At 72.9% G+C, this 15,286-nt stretch carries 18 protein-coding genes; 5 read left to right on the top strand and 13 right to left on the bottom strand.

Features of this window, described 5'->3' with window-relative positions; all coding sequences use genetic code 11:
- Positions 1 to 5 precede the first annotated feature (5 nt).
- Genes JQT67_RS09560 through JQT67_RS09570 form a run of 3 tightly spaced genes read right to left on the bottom strand, consistent with a single transcriptional unit; the run spans position 6 to position 1,575 of the window.
- The gene (locus JQT67_RS09560; protein ID WP_208064461.1) at positions 6 to 632 is read right to left on the bottom strand and encodes a methylated-DNA--[protein]-cysteine S-methyltransferase; all 627 of its coding nucleotides are present in this window, start codon (positions 630 to 632) and stop codon (positions 6 to 8) included.
- Positions 629 to 1,090 carry an RNA polymerase sigma factor gene (locus tag JQT67_RS09565; RefSeq protein WP_208064462.1) on the bottom strand — a complete coding sequence of 154 codons (462 nt, stop codon included), beginning with the start codon at positions 1,088 to 1,090 and terminating at the stop codon, positions 629 to 631. Before JQT67_RS09565 ends, JQT67_RS09560 begins: the two co-directional genes overlap by 4 nt.
- Complete coding sequence (locus tag JQT67_RS09570) at positions 1,087 to 1,575, bottom strand: methylated-DNA--[protein]-cysteine S-methyltransferase (RefSeq protein WP_208064463.1); 489 nt, start codon at positions 1,573 to 1,575, stop codon at positions 1,087 to 1,089. Before JQT67_RS09570 ends, JQT67_RS09565 begins: the two co-directional genes overlap by 4 nt.
- 107 nt (positions 1,576 to 1,682) lie before the next feature.
- On the opposite strand from JQT67_RS09570, the gene JQT67_RS09575 reads away from it, so the two are divergent.
- Together JQT67_RS09575 and JQT67_RS09580 are read left to right on the top strand one after the other, a co-directional pair.
- Complete coding sequence (locus JQT67_RS09575) at positions 1,683 to 2,243, top strand: histidine phosphatase family protein (protein ID WP_208064464.1); 561 nt, start codon at positions 1,683 to 1,685, stop codon at positions 2,241 to 2,243.
- Positions 2,240 to 3,583 (top strand): FAD-binding oxidoreductase, encoded by a 1,344-nt coding sequence (locus JQT67_RS09580; RefSeq protein ID WP_208064465.1) that lies wholly within the window; start codon positions 2,240 to 2,242, stop codon positions 3,581 to 3,583. The genes JQT67_RS09575 and JQT67_RS09580 overlap by 4 nt, the downstream gene beginning before the upstream one ends.
- 58 nt (positions 3,584 to 3,641) lie before the next feature.
- Here JQT67_RS09580 and JQT67_RS09585 read toward each other — a convergent pair whose 3' ends face one another.
- Entirely contained in the window at positions 3,642 to 4,013 is a 372-nt protein-coding gene (locus JQT67_RS09585; protein ID WP_026372692.1) for an FKBP-type peptidyl-prolyl cis-trans isomerase, read from the bottom strand.
- 129 nt (positions 4,014 to 4,142) lie between these two features.
- Here JQT67_RS09585 and JQT67_RS09590 point away from each other — a divergent pair, with 129 nt between their 5' ends.
- Positions 4,143 to 4,565 carry an OsmC family peroxiredoxin gene (locus JQT67_RS09590; RefSeq protein ID WP_021010445.1) on the top strand — a complete coding sequence of 141 codons (423 nt, stop codon included), beginning with the start codon at positions 4,143 to 4,145 and terminating at the stop codon, positions 4,563 to 4,565.
- A gap of 307 nt (positions 4,566 to 4,872) precedes the next feature.
- On the opposite strand, the gene speB is transcribed toward JQT67_RS09590, so the two are convergent.
- Positions 4,873 to 5,808, bottom strand: coding sequence for an agmatinase (gene speB, locus JQT67_RS09595; protein WP_208064466.1), 936 nt, complete (start codon positions 5,806 to 5,808; stop codon positions 4,873 to 4,875).
- A gap of 155 nt (positions 5,809 to 5,963) precedes the next feature.
- Between speB and JQT67_RS09600 the strand changes: the two genes are divergently transcribed.
- Positions 5,964 to 6,470, top strand: coding sequence for a hypothetical protein (locus JQT67_RS09600; RefSeq protein WP_208064467.1), 507 nt, complete (start codon positions 5,964 to 5,966; stop codon positions 6,468 to 6,470).
- A 76-nt stretch (positions 6,471 to 6,546) separates the two neighbouring features.
- Positions 6,547 to 6,984: a hypothetical protein gene (locus JQT67_RS09605; RefSeq protein WP_208064468.1), complete on the top strand. Its 438-nt coding sequence runs from the start codon at positions 6,547 to 6,549 to the stop codon at positions 6,982 to 6,984.
- Positions 6,985 to 6,999: 15 nt separating this feature from the next.
- Here JQT67_RS09605 and JQT67_RS09610 read toward each other — a convergent pair whose 3' ends face one another.
- The 8 genes from JQT67_RS09610 to JQT67_RS09645 form a co-directional block, all read right to left on the bottom strand.
- The gene (locus JQT67_RS09610; RefSeq protein ID WP_208064469.1) at positions 7,000 to 7,374 is read right to left on the bottom strand and encodes a hypothetical protein; all 375 of its coding nucleotides are present in this window, start codon (positions 7,372 to 7,374) and stop codon (positions 7,000 to 7,002) included.
- A gap of 141 nt (positions 7,375 to 7,515) precedes the next feature.
- Positions 7,516 to 9,117: a carbohydrate-binding domain-containing protein gene (locus tag JQT67_RS09615; RefSeq protein ID WP_208064470.1), complete on the bottom strand. Its 1,602-nt coding sequence runs from the start codon at positions 9,115 to 9,117 to the stop codon at positions 7,516 to 7,518.
- 28 nt (positions 9,118 to 9,145) lie between these two features.
- The gene (locus JQT67_RS09620) at positions 9,146 to 9,880 is read right to left on the bottom strand and encodes a polyphosphate polymerase domain-containing protein (protein ID WP_307864290.1); all 735 of its coding nucleotides are present in this window, start codon (positions 9,878 to 9,880) and stop codon (positions 9,146 to 9,148) included.
- A gap of 35 nt (positions 9,881 to 9,915) precedes the next feature.
- Positions 9,916 to 10,485, bottom strand: a complete 570-nt coding sequence (locus JQT67_RS09625) for a DUF4956 domain-containing protein (protein ID WP_208064472.1) — start codon at positions 10,483 to 10,485, stop codon at positions 9,916 to 9,918.
- The gene (locus JQT67_RS09630) at positions 10,482 to 11,582 is read right to left on the bottom strand and encodes a glycosyltransferase (protein ID WP_307864291.1); all 1,101 of its coding nucleotides are present in this window, start codon (positions 11,580 to 11,582) and stop codon (positions 10,482 to 10,484) included. Before JQT67_RS09630 ends, JQT67_RS09625 begins: the two co-directional genes overlap by 4 nt.
- 2 nt (positions 11,583 to 11,584) lie before the next feature.
- Positions 11,585 to 12,502 carry a phosphodiester glycosidase family protein gene (locus tag JQT67_RS09635; RefSeq protein WP_208064473.1) on the bottom strand — a complete coding sequence of 306 codons (918 nt, stop codon included), beginning with the start codon at positions 12,500 to 12,502 and terminating at the stop codon, positions 11,585 to 11,587.
- Positions 12,503 to 12,585: 83 nt separating this feature from the next.
- Complete coding sequence (locus JQT67_RS09640; protein ID WP_307864292.1) at positions 12,586 to 14,022, bottom strand: ATP-binding protein; 1,437 nt, start codon at positions 14,020 to 14,022, stop codon at positions 12,586 to 12,588.
- Entirely contained in the window at positions 14,019 to 14,750 is a 732-nt protein-coding gene (locus JQT67_RS09645) for a response regulator transcription factor (RefSeq protein WP_208064474.1), read from the bottom strand. The genes JQT67_RS09640 and JQT67_RS09645 overlap by 4 nt, the downstream gene beginning before the upstream one ends.
- Between the last annotated feature and the right edge of the window lie 536 nt (positions 14,751 to 15,286).

Raw genomic sequence — 15,286 nt, forward strand, 5'->3', positions numbered from 1 at the left:
CCAGGCTAGTGCGCGACGCCTGCGCCTTCGATGCGGAGCAGCCGCTGCTTCGCCTCGACGCCGCCGACGTACTGCCCGAGCGCACCGTCGCTGCGCACCACCCGGTGGCACGGGATCGCCACCGGGAGCGGGTTGCGGCGGCACGCCGTGCCGACCGCCCGCACGGCTCGCGGCGAGCCCGCGGCCGCCGCGACCTGCGCATAGCTGCGCGTCTCGCCGTAGGGGATCTCGCGCAGCCGCTCGATCACGTCGCGACCGAAGCCGCGCGCGAGCGAGAGGTCGAGGGGCCCGACGAAGGCGCGAGCACGACCCGCGATGAGGTCGTCGATCGCGCGCGCCGCTGCGTCGAGCCGGTCGGGCGCCTCGAGGATGCGCGGGCTGAGCGAGGTCGCGAGCCGCTCGAGGGTGGCGTCGGGCGCTGCGCCGTCGAAGGTCACCGAGACGAGGCCCGCCGGCGTGCTCGCGAGCAGCAGCGCGCCGAGCTCGGTGTCGAGCGAGCGGTAGGCGACGTCGAGCAGCCCGCGCTCGGCGGCGCGATCCGCGAGCCTCGCGCGCAGCTCGGCGACCCGATCGGCGGAGGGCTCGAGCGGCGCGGCGGGGAACGGCACGCCCGACGAGAGCGGCTCGGTCATCGCTCCTCCCCCATGAGCACCCGCAGCCGCCGCACGCCGTCGGACGACGCGCGACGCACCGCATCCGTCGAGGACTGCAGCTGCGCCGCGACCTCGGCGAACGGCAGCCCGCCGAGGTGGTGCAGCACGACCGCCTCGCGCTGGCGCTGCGGCAGCTGCGCGAGTGCGCGGGCGAGGTCGAGGTCGCGGGCGCGATCGGGGGCGATGCGCTCGGGCAACTCGCCGACGACGAGCCGCGAGCGCCGACGCAGCACGTCGATCGCCTTCCGGTGCGCGATCGTCACGAGCCAGCCCTCGATGCGGGCGTCGTGCGCGAGCGTCGGGTAGGCCTCGAGCGCGGCGAGGAACGTCTCGCTCCAGGCGTCGTCGGCGTCGGCCTCGTCGAGCAGCGCCCGGCACACCCGCCAGACGCGAGCGCCGTGCCGCTCGACGATCCTCTCGAACGGGGCACGGCTCACGCGACCGAATCTAGCCGCGCGCGCCGCTCGTGATCGAGCAGGAAGCGCTTGCGCTCGACGCCGCCGGCGTAGCCGGTGAGCGCGCCGGTCGAGCCGACCACGCGGTGGCACGGCACGACGATCGAGAGCGGGTTGCGGCTGTTCGCGAGCCCGACGGCGCGCACGGCGGTCGGCTGGCCGATCCGGGCGGCGATCCAGCCGTAGGTGCGCGTCTCGCCGTAGGGGATCTCGCGCAGCGCATCCCAGACGCGCAGCTGGAACGCGCTGCCGGCCGGGTCGAGCGGCAGCTCGAACGACTCGCGGTCGCCCGCCCAGTACTCGGCGAGCTGGCGCACGGCATCCGCGAACACCGCGTCGTCGCGGTCGCCGAAGCCGGCCGGGTCGGGCGCGGGCCGGTGCTCGGGCATGTAGACGCCCGAGAGCGCGCCGTCGCGAGCGACGAGCGTCAGCTCGCCGATCGGGCTGTCGATGGTGGTGTGGGTCATGGCCGCATTCCTCTCACACCTTGCCAACGCGCGAGCGGCCGGGAATGTGAGGTTGTGGATAGGGACGGATGCGCGGGCCGCGCTCGCGCGCCGCCTAGGCTCGAAGCATGGAGATCGCGCTCGTCCGGCACGGCCAGACGGACTGGAACCTCGCCGGCCGACTGCAGGGCACGAGCGACATCCCGCTCAACGAGACGGGCATCGCCCAGGCGCACACCGCCGCGCGGCTGCTCGCCGCCGAGACGCCCGGCGACGGCCGTTGGGATGCCGTGGTCTCGTCGACGCTCGAGCGCGCGGCGGTGACGGCCGACATCATCGCCGCGGAGCTCGACCTCGAGGTCGGCGGCCGCTTCGCGAGCCTCATCGAGCGCGCCTACGGCGAGGCCGAGGGGCTCACGAAGGACGAGGCGATCGAGCGCTTCGGCACGGACTGGCCGGGCGAGGAGGACTTCGACGACCTGCAGCGGCGCGCGGTCGCGGCGATCGACGACGTCGCGGCACGCAATCCCGTCGGAGCGCTCGTGATCGTCTCGCACGGCACGTTCATCCGCGCCTTCGCCGACCACGTCACCGGGCTCGAGACCCGCACGCCCGACAACGCGCACTCCGTCCGGTTCCGCGGCACGCCCGGCGCGTGGACGCTCGTCGACGGGCTGGTGCTCGCGTGAGCCTCGACGCGCTGCGCGCGGCGCTGCCGGCCCACGTGCTCGTCACCGACCCGATCGCGCTCGACGTCGCGCGCGCCGACAAGTCGGGCCATCGCGCCCTCGCGGCGCCGATCGCGATCGTCGAGGCAGAGGCGGTGGAGCACGTGCAGGCAGCGCTCCGCTGGGCGAGCGAGCACCGCGTGCCGGTCGTGCCTCGCGCCGCGGGCACGGGCCTCGCGGGCGGCGCGATCGCCGGCGAGGGCGAGCTCGTCGTCTCGGTCGACCGCATGCGGCGCCTGCTCGACGTCTCGCTCGTCGACCAGTCCTGCGTGGTCGAGCCGGGCATCCGGAACGCCGAGCTCAACGAGCTGCTCGCGGCTGACGGCCTGTGGTGGCCGCCCGACCCGGCGAGCCGCGCGATCTCGACCGTGGGCGGCAACATCGCCACGAACGCCGGCGGGCTGCTGTGCGCGAAGTACGGCGTGACGCGCGAGTGGGTGCTCGCGCTCGACGTCGTGCTCGCCGACGGCAGCCTCATCTCGACCGGCCACCGCACCGTCAAGGGCGTCACCGGGCTCGACCTCACGGCGCTCATGATCGGCTCGGAGGGGACGCTCGGCATCGTCGTCGGCGCGACGCTCAAGCTGCGTCCGCTCGTCGAGGGCGGCATCTGGACGGTCGGCGCGTTCTTCGACGACGAGGCCATCGCCGCCGCCGCGTGCACCGCGGTGACGGCCGCGCGCATCCGCCCCGCCATCATGGAGCTCGTCGGTCGCGATGCCGTCTCGATGCTCGCCGCCTACACCGGCCAGCCGATGGAGGGCGCGTTCGTGCTCGTGCAGACCGACGACCTCGGCGCCGCCGCGACGTCGGAGGCGGTCGCCGGCATCCTCGCCGCGCACGGCGGGCGGGTCGAGCGCACCGACGACGCAGCGAGGTCGGATGTGCTGGTGCAGGTGCGCAGGCAGGTGCACTTCGCGCTCGAGTCCTTCGGCACGGTGCTCGTCGAGGACGTCTCGGTGCCGAGGTCGCGGCTCGCGGACATGTTCCGCGCGTGCGACGAGGCGTCCGCTCGGCACGGCGTGCGGCTCGCGACGACGGCGCACGCCGGCGACGGCAACCTGCACCCGACCTTCGTCTTCGACGGCACCGAGCCGAGCGACGAGATCTGGGCGTGCGCGAACGAGGTCTTCGAGGCGGCGATCGCGATGGGCGGCACGCTCACGGGCGAGCACGGGGTCGGGATCCTGAAGCGCCGCTGGCTCGTCGACGAGCTCGGCGAGCGGCAGCTCGAGCTGCAGCGCGCGGTGCGCGCGGCGTTCGATCCGCTCGGCATCCTGAATCCGGGCAAGGCCGTCTGAGACGAGTCGAGGGTCCGCGTCCGAGCGGACGCGAACCCTCGACAGCCGAAGCGGTGGGTCAGCGGACGGCGACCAGGTCGCACACGAAGATGAGCGCCTCGTTCGGGCCGATCACGCCGCCCGCGCCGCGCTCGCCGTAGGCGAGGTGGGGCGGGATGACGAGCTTGCGGCGGCCGCCGACGCGCATGCCGAGGATCCCCTGCTCCCAGCCCTTGATGACCATGCCCACCCCGAGCGGGAACTCGAGCGGGGCGCCGCGGTTGTAGGAGGCGTCGAACTCCTCGCCGGTCGAGTGCGTCACGCCGACGTAGTGCACGCTCACCTGCTTGCCGTTCACCGCCTCCTCGCCGTCGCCGACGGTGATGTCGGTGATCTCGAGGTCAGCGGGCGCGGGGCCCTCAGGGGCGTCGATCTCGGGCTTCTCAGTCATGCGCCCATCCTCGCACGCGCCCGCCCGAGTGCCTCCGCGCATCCGACCACCCGACCTCCAGCCTGCGCGCGTAGCCTGGGGCCACTCGCCCGTCGACGGAGGGCGCGACGCGAACTCAAGGAGGACTCCATGGCCATCACCTCGAACGCGAGCACCAGCTGGAACGGGCCGCTCAGCAGCGGCTCCGGCACGACCACGCTCGGCACCGGCTCGAGCTTCGACCTCACGTGGAAGGCGCGCGCCGAGGAGGGCGGCGCCTCGACGCCCGAGGAGTTCATCGCCGCTGCGCACGCCTCCTGCTACGCGATGGCCCTCTCGCACGCGCTCGAGGAGGCCGGCCACGCGCCCGAGTCGCTCAGCACGAGCGCGAAGGTCTCGTTCGAGCCCGGCAAGGGCATCACGACGAGCGTGCTGACGGTGAGCGGGAAGGTGCCCGGTATCGACCAGGAGCAGTTCGCGAAGCATGCCGAGGAGGCCAAGGCCGGCTGCCCGGTCTCGCAGGCCCTCGCGGGCATCGAGATCCAGCTCGAGAGCGCCACGCTCGAGGGCTGAGAAAGCCATCGCGGAAGTGGGTGCGATGCCTTACATTCAGCAGTAGACCCGCGCAGGGGCCTCGACGGACCGGCGAGGGAACCACCCACCACCACTCGCAAAGGAACGCCAATGGGCTTCAAGCAGCTTCCCACCCACCTCCTCCTCTCGCCGCTGGGCGAGGATGACTTCATCATCATGGGCGGAGAGGACGACTTCATCATCATGGGCGGCGGCAGCTCCAAGTAGCCTCGCCCCGACCCCCGCGGCCGCGGTGCTGACAGCGATGTCGGCCCGCGGCCGCGCTGCGTCCGGGGGGGCTGCCCGCTCAGCGCGACGGCGGCGGGATGAGCGCGAGCAGCTCCCACACGGTGTGCGCGGCGGCGAGCCCGGTGATGCCCGCGTGGTCGTGGGCGGGCAGCACCTCGACGACGTCGCCGCCGACGATGTCGAGCCCGCGCAGCTCGCGCAGCACGCCGAAGAGCTCGCGGGTGCTGATGCCGGCGACCTCCGGCGTGCCGGTGCCGGGCGCGTGCGCCGGATCCAGCACGTCGATGTCGATCGACACATACACCGGCCCGGTGCCGAGGCGGTCCCCGATGCGCTCGGCGAGCTGCTCGGGCGAGTGACGGGCGAAGTCGTCGCTCCGGATGATCGCGAACCCGGCTCGCACGTCGTCGTCGAGCTCGATCGGGTCGTAGATGCCGCCGCGGATGCCGACGTGCTGGCAGTGCTCGAGGTCGAGCAGCCCCTCCTCCGCGGCGCGGCGGAACGGCGAGCCGTGCCAGATGCTCGCGCCGTGCAGCGTGTCCCACGTGTCGAGGTGCGCGTCGAAGTGGAGCACCGCGAGCGGCCCGTGGCGCTCGGCGGCCGCCCGCAGCAGCGGCAGCGCGATCGTGTGATCGCCGCCGATCGCCACGACCGTCGTGCCGCCCTGCACGAGCGCCCGCGCCTGCTCATGGATCGCCTCGACCGCGGCCTCGATGTCGTAGGGGCCCACCCGGAGGTCGCCGCCGTCGACCACCTGCCGGTCGCGGAACGGGAACCACTCGTGCACCTGGTGGTACGGATGCAGCTGGCGCGAGTGCTCGCGCACGTGCGCTGGCCCGAAGCGCGCGCCCGGGCGGAAGCTCGTGCCGGAGTCGAACGGGATGCCGACGACGGCGACATCCGCGTGCTCGACCTCGTGCAGCTGCGGCAGCAGCGCGAAGGTGGCGATGCCCGCGTAGCGCGGCAGCCCCGGGTCGTCCCGCTGACCGATCATGTCGTCTCCCTGTCCGGCCCGGTCGAGGCCGCGACCGTGCCGGATGCGGTCGCTCTCGTCGCGATTCTGGCACGCGGCAGTCGCCCTCGTGCCACCGAGCGACCCGGCTGCGAGCACAGCGAGGAGCACGAGAGAATGGTGGAGGAGGTGCGGCAGTGGACCACCAGGGCACGCAGGGCGACGGATCGGCGATCGACGCGATCGAGCGCTATGCGCGCCGGGCTGCGCGCATCGGCAGGATCGCCGCCGAGGAGCGCACCTCGCACGAGGAGGCGCACGAGATCGCTCGAGCGACGGCGGTGCTCGCGGCGCGCGACTACGGGCGCGACGCCGCGCGGGCGCGGCTCCGCCGCTCGCCGCTCCTGCACGGCCTCCTCGCGGTCGTCGTGCTCATCCCGGTGGCGAGCGCCTTCATGCCCGACGGCCGCGGGCTCACGCTCTTCTCCCTGCTCTCGCTCGTGTACGTCGCCGTGCACGTGGCCGAGCTCACCGTCGGCAGCCCCCTGCACCGCTTCGCCGGCCGGCTGCCCGCCGCGGTGCAGCAGTTCCTCTCGCCGCACCAGGTGCTCTTCGAGCAGGCGGTGCTGCACGCCTACACCGAGCGGAGCCGCGAGCTCGGCGCGGTCGGCTGCTCGTGCGGCGTGCACGACGACGCCCCCTGACATCATCCGCAGGGACGACGCGCGATCCGTCGCCGGTGCGATGTGGCGCCACGCTCGCGTCGGCTGTGATGGAGGAATGAAGAGACGCCTCCCCGCCATCGCCGCGCTCGCCGCGGCCTCGCTCGCCACGGCCGCCCTGACCGGCTGCACGAGCTTCACCGACACGCTCGAGCGCGTCCACAGCGAGTCGTTCGACACGCGCGCCGCGGCGTCCGAGGGCTGGGTCGGCGTGACGATGCCGGAGTGGCTCCCGGAAGATGCGTCGAGCATCCGCACCACGGCGACCACGGACGAGAGCAGCGCGGTCATCGCGTTCACCGGTGGTGAGCCGAGCGGATGCGCGGAGGGCACGCGCTCGACGCTCCCGTTCGACGGGCGCTACGGCGGGTTCGCGGACGCGAGCGAGCTGCCCGAGACGGTGCTCTGGTGCGGACCGTACGAGGTGCACGAGACGACCGAGGGGTGGCTCGCCTGGTTCAACGCCACCGAGGAGGGGCAGACGCCCGAGTCCTGAGCGCCGGTGCCAGGCTCAGCCCCTCGGGTGGCGCTCCCGCTCGAACGTCAGGTCGAGCGACCACGAGGGTCGCTCGCCGTCGGCGTGCAGCCGCTGCGAGTGCGGCTCGAGGCTGCGCCGGGACACCGCGCCCCGGAACACCGCGGGCACCGTGAAGTCGTCACCGCTCGCGAGCAGCCGTCCCCGTGCGTCGAGGAGGAGTGCGTGGCGCACCACGCCTTCGTCATCCGGGGCGCTCGTCCACCGCAGCTCAGTCGCCGACGGCCACCGCTCGAGCAGCCGCGCTCGCAGCCGGTTCACCGCGTCCGCCGCGAGACCCTCGGCCATCCGCTCGTATGCGGCTCGAGCGACCTCCGGGTCGGGCGTCAGCTCGCTGTAGTCGAAGTCCATGGTGCTCGCGATCCTGGCACCGCGCTGAGCAGTGCCCGTCCCGACGCGCGAGCGATCGCATCCGCGACCTGACGGAGGCCGCCCGTGTGACGCGGGCGGCCTCCGTCGGGCTCTGCGCGGCGATCGTGGTCGCTGACTCCGCTAGGGCCGGCTCGGCGGCATGCCGGGGCCGCCGGCGCCGCCGCGCCCGCCACCCGCGCCACCGCCCATCCCTCCACCGGTCGCGGTGCCGAGCGCGACCTCGGTCGGGGTCTGATCGACCACGACTGTCGCGCGGTCGCCCGACAGGTCGCCACTCGAGAACACGACGTTCGAGAAGGCGCTCTCGGCCACGAAGCTCGCGATCGAGGAGCCGTCGGCGTCCTGGATCTCGATCGTGGATCCCGCTTCGCCGCTCGCCTGCGCCTGCAGCCAGTCCTGAGCGGACCCGGCGTCTGGCGACTTTGCCATGCCTGCCGAGCCGACGGCGAGGAGCGTGCCGCCCGAGACCGTGAGGCCTCCGTTCGCGTCGAGCGCGCCGTTGCCGTCGCTCGTCGGACCCCAGACGACCACCGTGCCGCCCGAGATATCGATCGAGCCGTTGGAGTCGAGGCCGTCGCCGCCGGAGCGGAGCGTCACCTCACCACCCGTGATGGCCACGAGCTCGCCCGAATCCGCCATGCCGCCCATGCCGCCTCCGGCTGCGTCGGTGCTGGATGAGCCTGCAGACCCGTTGATCGCGTCGTCGGCGGCGGTGACGTCGATCGCACCCCCGTCGATCTGCACGAGCGCAGACTCGAGACCCTCGTCCGAGCCCTCGACGGTCACCGAGCCGCCCGCGATCGCGAGCGCGACGTCGGCGTGCAGACCGTCGCCCGTCACGTCGACTGTGACCGTGCCGCCCGCGATGAGGATGTCGCTCACGGCGTTGAGGCCGTCGTCGCCGGCCGCGGCGGTGATCGTGCCGCCCTCGATGCGGATCCAGCCCCGCCCTGCCTCGTGGGCGTTGTCGCTCTGCAGCGCATCACCGCCGGCCTCGAGCCGCAGCGCGCCCTCCTCGATCTGGATCGAGTCCTTGCCGCGCAGCGCTTCGTCGCCAGCGGTCACCTCGATCGAGCCGCCGACCACCGCGAGGTCGTCCTCGCTCGTGATGCCGTCGCCCGACGCATCCACGACGAGCGACCCGGCGCCCGAGAGGGTCAGATCTGCCTCCGAGAAGATCGCCGCGTTCGCGTCGACGTCCTCGGCATAGGCGGTCGAGTCGGCGATCGCGTTCCCGCTGCCCGCCGCGAGGTGGATCGCGACGTCATCGGCCGTCTGCACCTCGATCGCCGGGCCGTCGGCCGTCGTGATGCTCGCGCCCTCGAGCACGAGCACGACCTGCGCCTCCTCGGGCGCCGCGACGACGACCCGGCCGGCGAGCTCGCCCGAGAGCCGGTAGACCCCGCCCTCAGTGATCGTCACGACGCCGTCGGCGCTCGTGACCCCGGTCGCGGCCTGCGCGCCCGAGCCGGTGAGGACGACGTCGATCGCGTCGTCGATGCTCCACTCGTCCTCGCGCACGACGGTGCCGTCCTCGTTGGCCGCCGAGAGCTCGTCGAGCGTGGCGCTGACGACCGAGGCGGTGGTCGCGGAGGTGGTGGCCGACTGACCGGATGCCGTCGTGGTGAGCCCCGCCTCGGCGGCGGTGCAGCCAGCGAGCAGGATGCCGCTCGCGACGATCGCGAGCGCCGGCGCGAGGCGCCGCTGGAGTCTGGTGTGCATGGTTCTCTCTCTTCTGGTGATCGATGGCCTACGCGGCGGACCGCTCGGCGTCGGTGAAGCAGCGGCGCAGGACGCCGTGCCAGCGGTTGGAGGGCAGGTCGGGGCGCAGCGCGGCGAGGCCGGTGGCGAACTTGCTGACGCGGTCGGGCCGATGCCCCGCGCGCCAGAGCAGCCGGTCGACCGGTCCTGGGCCACCCGCGGCCTTCGTCTCCACGATCACGAGACCGGGCGTGCGCAGCGTCGTGCCGTCGTCGAGCTGCCAGGCGAGCGCGGTGTCGACGGTCGCGCGAGTGAGCCGGTCGGGCAGCAGCAGCGTCGTGCGCCGATAGGTGGTCCGGATCACGGGGGCGAGCGGCGGTGCGGGGAGCCCGACCGCAGCGAGCCCCTCCTCCGCGTACTCGCGGCCGTCGTCGGTCAGCACGTCGCGATTCTCCGGCGCATACTCGATGCGCTCCTTGACGGTGGCGCCTCGGCCGCCGCGGGTCTTGAGCTCGAGGAACGCTCGGTTCGAGTCGACGTACGTGCGGGTGCGCAGCTTGAAGCGGCGGCGCCGGCCGTGCGCAGCCAGGCGGTACGCGAGCAGATCGTCCGAGTCGAAGTAGCACGAGGCGTAGGCGAGCGAGCGCTCCCCCTCGATCTCGAGTGCGAGCGTGCCAGCAGGCAGCAGGTCGAGCATCCGGGCGGCGTCGTCGGCGTCGAGCGCGTACTTGCGGTCGACCCGGGTCAGCAGTGCCGCGGATGCGGTGAGCTCGTCGAGCGACACTGGGTCGAGTCGCGCTATGGCGCGGTCGACGCCGCTCACGCTGCGACCGCCAGGCGTGCCGCGGACGTGGGGCTCCAGCGCACGTCGACGAGGGTCGAGTCGTCGATCAGGTCGAGCTCGACGACGGTCGCGCGGTGCACTCGGCCGCCGAGGATCTCCTCGAGGTGCGCGACGAGCTCCGTCTCGGCGACGATCGCGCGGTCGATGCGCACCATCTGCTGACGGTGCGCGGCGAGCAGGCCTGGATGATCGATGACCGCCATCGCGGCGACAACCAGGGCGATGAGCCCGCACGCGACGGGCAGGTTCGCGCCGCCGAGCCCCGCGACGAGCCCGATCGCGAGCGAGGCGAAGTAGTAGGCGACTTCGCGCTGCGATATCTCGGTCGACCGAAGCCGGATGATCGACAGCACGCCGAAGAGGCCGAGCCCGACGCCGATCGAGGCGGTGGCGCTCGCGAGCACGAGGCTGACGGCGAGCACGCCGATGTTGACGCCCACGAAGGCGACGAGCAGGTCGCGCCGTCGGTGTCGGCGGAAGTAGATGCCGAAGGCCAGCAGGGCGATCGCGATGGCGTCGATGCCGATGAGGATGAGGTCGTTCACGAGTGCTCCAAGCGGGGAAGGGTCGGTTCGGTCGAGTGGATCGGGGTGGTCGGGGCGTCGGCCGCTGCTCGGCTCGGCGGCGCTCGGCGCGCGCGGACGAAGACCCCGAAGCGCAGGGCGAGGTAGGTGAGCACGGCGAGCGCGGCGTCGATGCCGAGCTTCGCGAGCAGCAGGGATGCTCCGGCCGAGACCGCGAGCTGCAGGGCGAGCGCGCCGACCGCGATGGTGCCCGCAGCGAGCAGCGCGTAGCGGCGCGCCTGGCAGCGCACCGAGCCGTCGGCGGCGAACATCCAGCGACGTCCGGCCGAGAAGTGCACCGTGCCGCTCACGATGCGTGCGAGCGCAGCGGCCGGTCCGGCGGCGCCTAGGATCGCGGTCAAGGCCACGACGAGCAGCGCGTCGAGCGCGAAGCAGCCGAGACCGATGGCGGCGAAGCGCGCGATCGGCGCGAGCAGCGGAGCGGCGACCCGCACCGAGTCGCGCAGCGGCCGGAAGTGCGACGACGCATTGCGGTCGAGGTAGACGGTCGCGATCGGCACGCCGCGGATGGCCACCCCGCGGCGTGCGGCGGCGAGCAGCACCCGCTGCTCGTGCTCGAAGCGATCGCCGGGCACAGCGCCGATCCAGTGCAGGGCACCGCAGGGAAGCCCTCGCAGGCCCGTCTGCGCATCCATCACCGGCACGCCCGAGGCGAGGGCGAACATCCGCCGCGCGACCGCGTTGCCGGCACGGCTCCGCGCCGGCACGGCGCCGGTGAAGCGTCGCTCCCCCAGCACGAGGCTGCTCCCGTCGAGCGCCGACTCGACGGCGGCGACGTCCTGCGGGCGGTGCTGGCCGTCGCAATCGGCCGTGACGATGTGCCGACCGGGGTGCGCGGCGCGCACGTGCGCGATGCCGGTGCGCAGCGCCGCGCCCTTGCCGCGATTCGTGGCGTGCACGAGCACCGTGGCGCCCCGTGCTCGCACGGCGTCGAAGATCGCAGCGGCTGCCGCACCGCTGCCGTCGTCGACGACGACGATCGTCCGAGGGGCGAGCGCCTCGACGAGCCGCACGAGCCGCTCGTCGGGATCGAGCGCGCAGATGAGGATGACGGCCACGGTCAGCTCACGTAGAGGATGTCGCTCGTGGCGCGCTCGCCGCCGTTCGACGGGGCGGTGACGACCTCGCCGTCGACGACCATGGTGGATGAGCCGCCGCCGTCGAGGTTGTAGGCGGTGACGGCGCCGAGCGCCTGCAGGTGCGCTGCCAGCTCGGTGAGCGTCATGCCCGCGCTGACGTCGCTGCGTCCGTCGACCACGACGAAGGCGATGCTGCCGTCCGCGAGCACGGCGACGGCGGTGCGCGGCTGGTCGCCCTGGATCGAGTGGTTGCCGAAGTTCGTGTCGACCTCGACCGCGTCGATGCCGTCGACGACGGCGCCGTCCTCCACGAGCACGGGTCCGAACGAGAGCGTCTGCCAGGCGCCGTCCGCGAGCAGCTGCGCTCCCGTGGTGGTGGTCTCGTCGACGACCGCGGCGGTGCCGTCCCGGTAGAGCACGAGCGCCTCGCGCACGCCCTCGTCGCGGTAGAGCACGCCGTTGCGGATCACGATGCCGGTGTCGCGGAAGCCGTAGTAGTCGCCGTTGATCGCGAGGCTCGCGCCCACCTGCTCGGCGATCACGCTCGGCAGCTCGGTGATGTTCTCGCCGTAGGCGTCGTCAGCGAAGGCGCTCCGCAGCTGCGTGACGTCGTCGAGCTCGATGATCGCGGTGGTGACGGTCGCGGCATCCGAACCGGTGCCCACGGTCTCGACGGTGACCGTGAACGCAGCGCTCCCCGCGCTCTCAGCGGCCGCGACCGCCTCCTCGGCGGACGATGCGCTCACGACCTCGACGTGCTCGATGACGAAGCGGTCGAGCGCCCAGGCGACGCCGCCGACGGCGGTCATGCACGTGACGACCCCTGCGGCGATCGCGAGGCGGAAGCGCGTAGAGCGGGGACGCCGCAGGGCGGGGGTGGAAGGCGGTGCGGGGTGCATGCCTCCAGGTCTACGGATCCATCCCTGGCCGATGCAGAACCGATCCTTGGTCGTTCATGAGTGCCCTCAGGGGGCGTCGCTCGTCAGGCGAGCGGCAGCCGCACACTGAACGCGGTGCGGCCCGCCTCGCTGTCGACGGAGATCGTGCCGCCATGCGCTGCCACGATCGCGTGCGAGATCGAGAGCCCGAGCCCGGTGCTGCCCGAAGCGCGGTGCCGTGCTTCGTCGCCGCGCACGAACCGCTCGAAGAGGCGCGACTGCAACTCGCGATCGATGCCGGGCCCATCATCGACCACGCGGACCTCGGCGTGGGTGGCATCGCGCGTGAGCGACGCGGTGACGGTCGTGCCGGCGGGCGTGTGCGCGCGGGCGTTGCCGAGCAGGTTCACCATCACCTGCCGGATGCGGCCCTCGTCTCCGAGCACCTCGACCGTCTCGTCGACGTCGAGGATCCACTCGTGGTCGGGCGCGGCGACGTGCGCGTCGCTCACCGCATCCATGAGCACGAGTGCCAGGTCGACCGGCGCACGACGCAGCGGCTGGCCCGCGTCGAGGCGCGCGAGCAGCAGCAGGTTGTCGACGAGCGAGCTCATGCGCACCGCCTCCGCGCCGATCCGCTCGAGCGAGCGCTCCTGCGTCGGCGTCATCGGCGCGCCCTCCCCTTGCGACAGCTGCGCGTACCCGCGGATCGACGCGAGCGGGGTCCGCAGCTCGTGGCTCGCGTCGGCGATGAAGCGGCGCAGCTGCTGCTCGCTGCGCTCGCGCGCGGCGAGCGAGGTCTCGACGTGCGAGAGCAGCGTGTTGAGCGCTTGCCCGACGCGGCCGACCTCCGTGCGCGGGTCGGTGTCTGCCGCTCCCACCCGATCCGGCAGCTCGACCGCGCCGGCGGCGAGCGGCCGCTCGGCGACTCGCTGCGCGGTGCCGGCGACCCGCTCGAGCGGACGGAGCGCGCGCGTGACGACGACGGCGAGGCCCACCACGAGGAGCACGAGGGCCGTGCCCATCACGGCGGCGAGGATCCCGGCGATCGCGCGAGTCGTCGCATCCACGTCATCGAGCGAGCTGCCCGAGATGATGGTGCGCCCGCCCCGCGACTCGGCCGCCACGCGCACGCTCCCCAGCTCGCCGCCGAGGTCGACCGTCGTCGGCGTGCGCTCGCCGAGGTCGGCTGCGACGAGGGCGTCGAGCTGCGATGACGCGAGCGGCACCTCCTGGCCGTCGACGCCCGCGTACGTCGCGCTCGTGGCCGCGCCGGTGCCGTCGAGCACCACCTGCAGCGTACCGATCCGTGCGGCCGGCTCGAAGCCGCCGCCAGGTCCGTCCGGCCCGCCGCCGGGGTCGCCGGGACGACCGGCGGCGAACTCGAGCCCCGCGATCACCTGCTCGTCGAGCCGCTCGATCTCCGCCGAGCGCAGCGCCGACATCGTGATGATGCTCGTGATGACGAGCGCGAGCGCGACGAGGACGCTCGCGCCGGTCACGATGGTGCGGCGCAGCGTCCACGCGTGGCCGGGCTTCACGCGGGCTTGATGGTGTAGCCCACGCCGCGGACGGTGTGGATCATGGGCTCGCCGAGCGTGTCGATCTTCTTGCGCAAGTAGGAGATGTAGATCTCGACGATGCTCGACTTGCCCCCGAAGTCGTAGCTCCAGACGCCCTCGAGGATCTGCGCCTTGCTCAGCACCCGGCGCGGGTTGCGCATCAGGAATCGGAGCAGCTCGAACTCCTTGGCCGTGAGGGCCACCGGAGTGCCCGCCCGTTCGACCTCGTAGCTCTCCTCGTCGAGCACGAGGTCGCCGACCCGCAGGCGCGGATCGTCGTCCGCGATGGCGATGTGCCGGCGTGCCATGCGTCGGAGCCGCGCGATGACCTCCTCGAGGTTGAACGGCTTCGTGACGTAGTCGTCGCCGCCCTCCTCGATGCCTGCGATGCGGTCCTCGACCGCATCCTTGGCGGTGAGGAACAGCACGGGCACATCGTTGCCCGCGGCGCGGATCCGTCGCAGCACCTCCATCCCGTCGATGCTCGGCATCATGATGTCGAGCACCACGATGTCGGGGTGGAACTCCCGCACCGCGTTGAGCGCCTCCTGGCCGTTGGCGGCCGTGCGCGCCTCCCAGCCGTCGTTGGCGAGCGCCATCCGGAGCAGCTCGCTGAGGTTCGCCTCGTCGTCGACGACGAGCGCGCGCACCGGCATCCCGTCGGGGCGCACGAGGGGCGTGCGCGAGCTCTGCAGTGCCATGGACATAGTCAACCCGAATCCCGAGCGGAGACGTAGAGGAAGTGGACCGCTCCCGCACATGGTCCAAGCGGCTTGTGAGCGGAGCATTGACGATTGCTTGGCGGGGGCCAAGAGACGGTCCATCAACCACGAAGGCCACCTGCTCTCGCAGGTGGCCTTCTACTGTCTCAACACAGTGCGCGCCCGGAGGGACTCGAACCCCCAACCTTCTGTTCCGGAGCCGCCCCGACGCCGCTCGCCGCGCCTGAGCACTCACCGCACCCCGGCGTCGGCATGGTGGTGCTCGCCGGGCTGATCACCGCCCACGTCGAGCAGGTGAACGCCCGATGAGCGCGATTGACGGCCGTGACAAGCAGGGAGCCTGGCTCGAGTGTCCGGTCTGCGACGGGCGAGTCCACTGGGTCGTCGGGCTCGGCGAGGCCCGATGCGGAAGCTGCAACTCGATCTGGAATAGCGCGGGGACACCTGAGCCTGCGCCGCGCCTTGAGCGCGTCGGTGCGCTCATCGCGGACGCCGGTACGCGCCATCCAGCGCGCCCCGAG

The sequence above is a fragment of the Agrococcus sp. TF02-05 genome, from assembly GCF_017565345.1.
Lineage (GTDB): Bacteria > Actinomycetota > Actinomycetes > Actinomycetales > Microbacteriaceae > Agrococcus > Agrococcus pavilionensis.

Excerpts from the sequence above, each read along its gene's own strand:
- JQT67_RS09570 (WP_208064463.1), bottom strand. The coding sequence starts at position 1,575 with ATGACCCACACCACCATCGACAGCCCGATCGGCGAGCTGACGCTCGTC.
- JQT67_RS09645 (WP_208064474.1), bottom strand. The coding sequence starts at position 14,750 with ATGTCCATGGCACTGCAGAGCTCGCGCACGCCCCTCGTGCGCCCCGAC.
- JQT67_RS09575 (WP_208064464.1), top strand. The coding sequence starts at position 1,683 with ATGGAGATCGCGCTCGTCCGGCACGGCCAGACGGACTGGAACCTCGCC.
- JQT67_RS09560 (WP_208064461.1), bottom strand. The coding sequence starts at position 632 with ATGACCGAGCCGCTCTCGTCGGGCGTGCCGTTCCCCGCCGCGCCGCTC.
- JQT67_RS09610 (WP_208064469.1), bottom strand. The coding sequence starts at position 7,374 with ATGGACTTCGACTACAGCGAGCTGACGCCCGACCCGGAGGTCGCTCGA.
- JQT67_RS09635 (WP_208064473.1), bottom strand. The coding sequence starts at position 12,502 with ATGCACCCCGCACCGCCTTCCACCCCCGCCCTGCGGCGTCCCCGCTCT.
- JQT67_RS09605 (WP_208064468.1), top strand. The coding sequence starts at position 6,547 with ATGAAGAGACGCCTCCCCGCCATCGCCGCGCTCGCCGCGGCCTCGCTC.
- speB (WP_208064466.1), bottom strand. The coding sequence starts at position 5,808 with ATGATCGGTCAGCGGGACGACCCGGGGCTGCCGCGCTACGCGGGCATC.
- JQT67_RS09585 (WP_026372692.1), bottom strand. The coding sequence starts at position 4,013 with ATGACTGAGAAGCCCGAGATCGACGCCCCTGAGGGCCCCGCGCCCGCT.
- JQT67_RS09590 (WP_021010445.1), top strand. The coding sequence starts at position 4,143 with ATGGCCATCACCTCGAACGCGAGCACCAGCTGGAACGGGCCGCTCAGC.
- JQT67_RS09615 (WP_208064470.1), bottom strand. The coding sequence starts at position 9,117 with ATGCACACCAGACTCCAGCGGCGCCTCGCGCCGGCGCTCGCGATCGTC.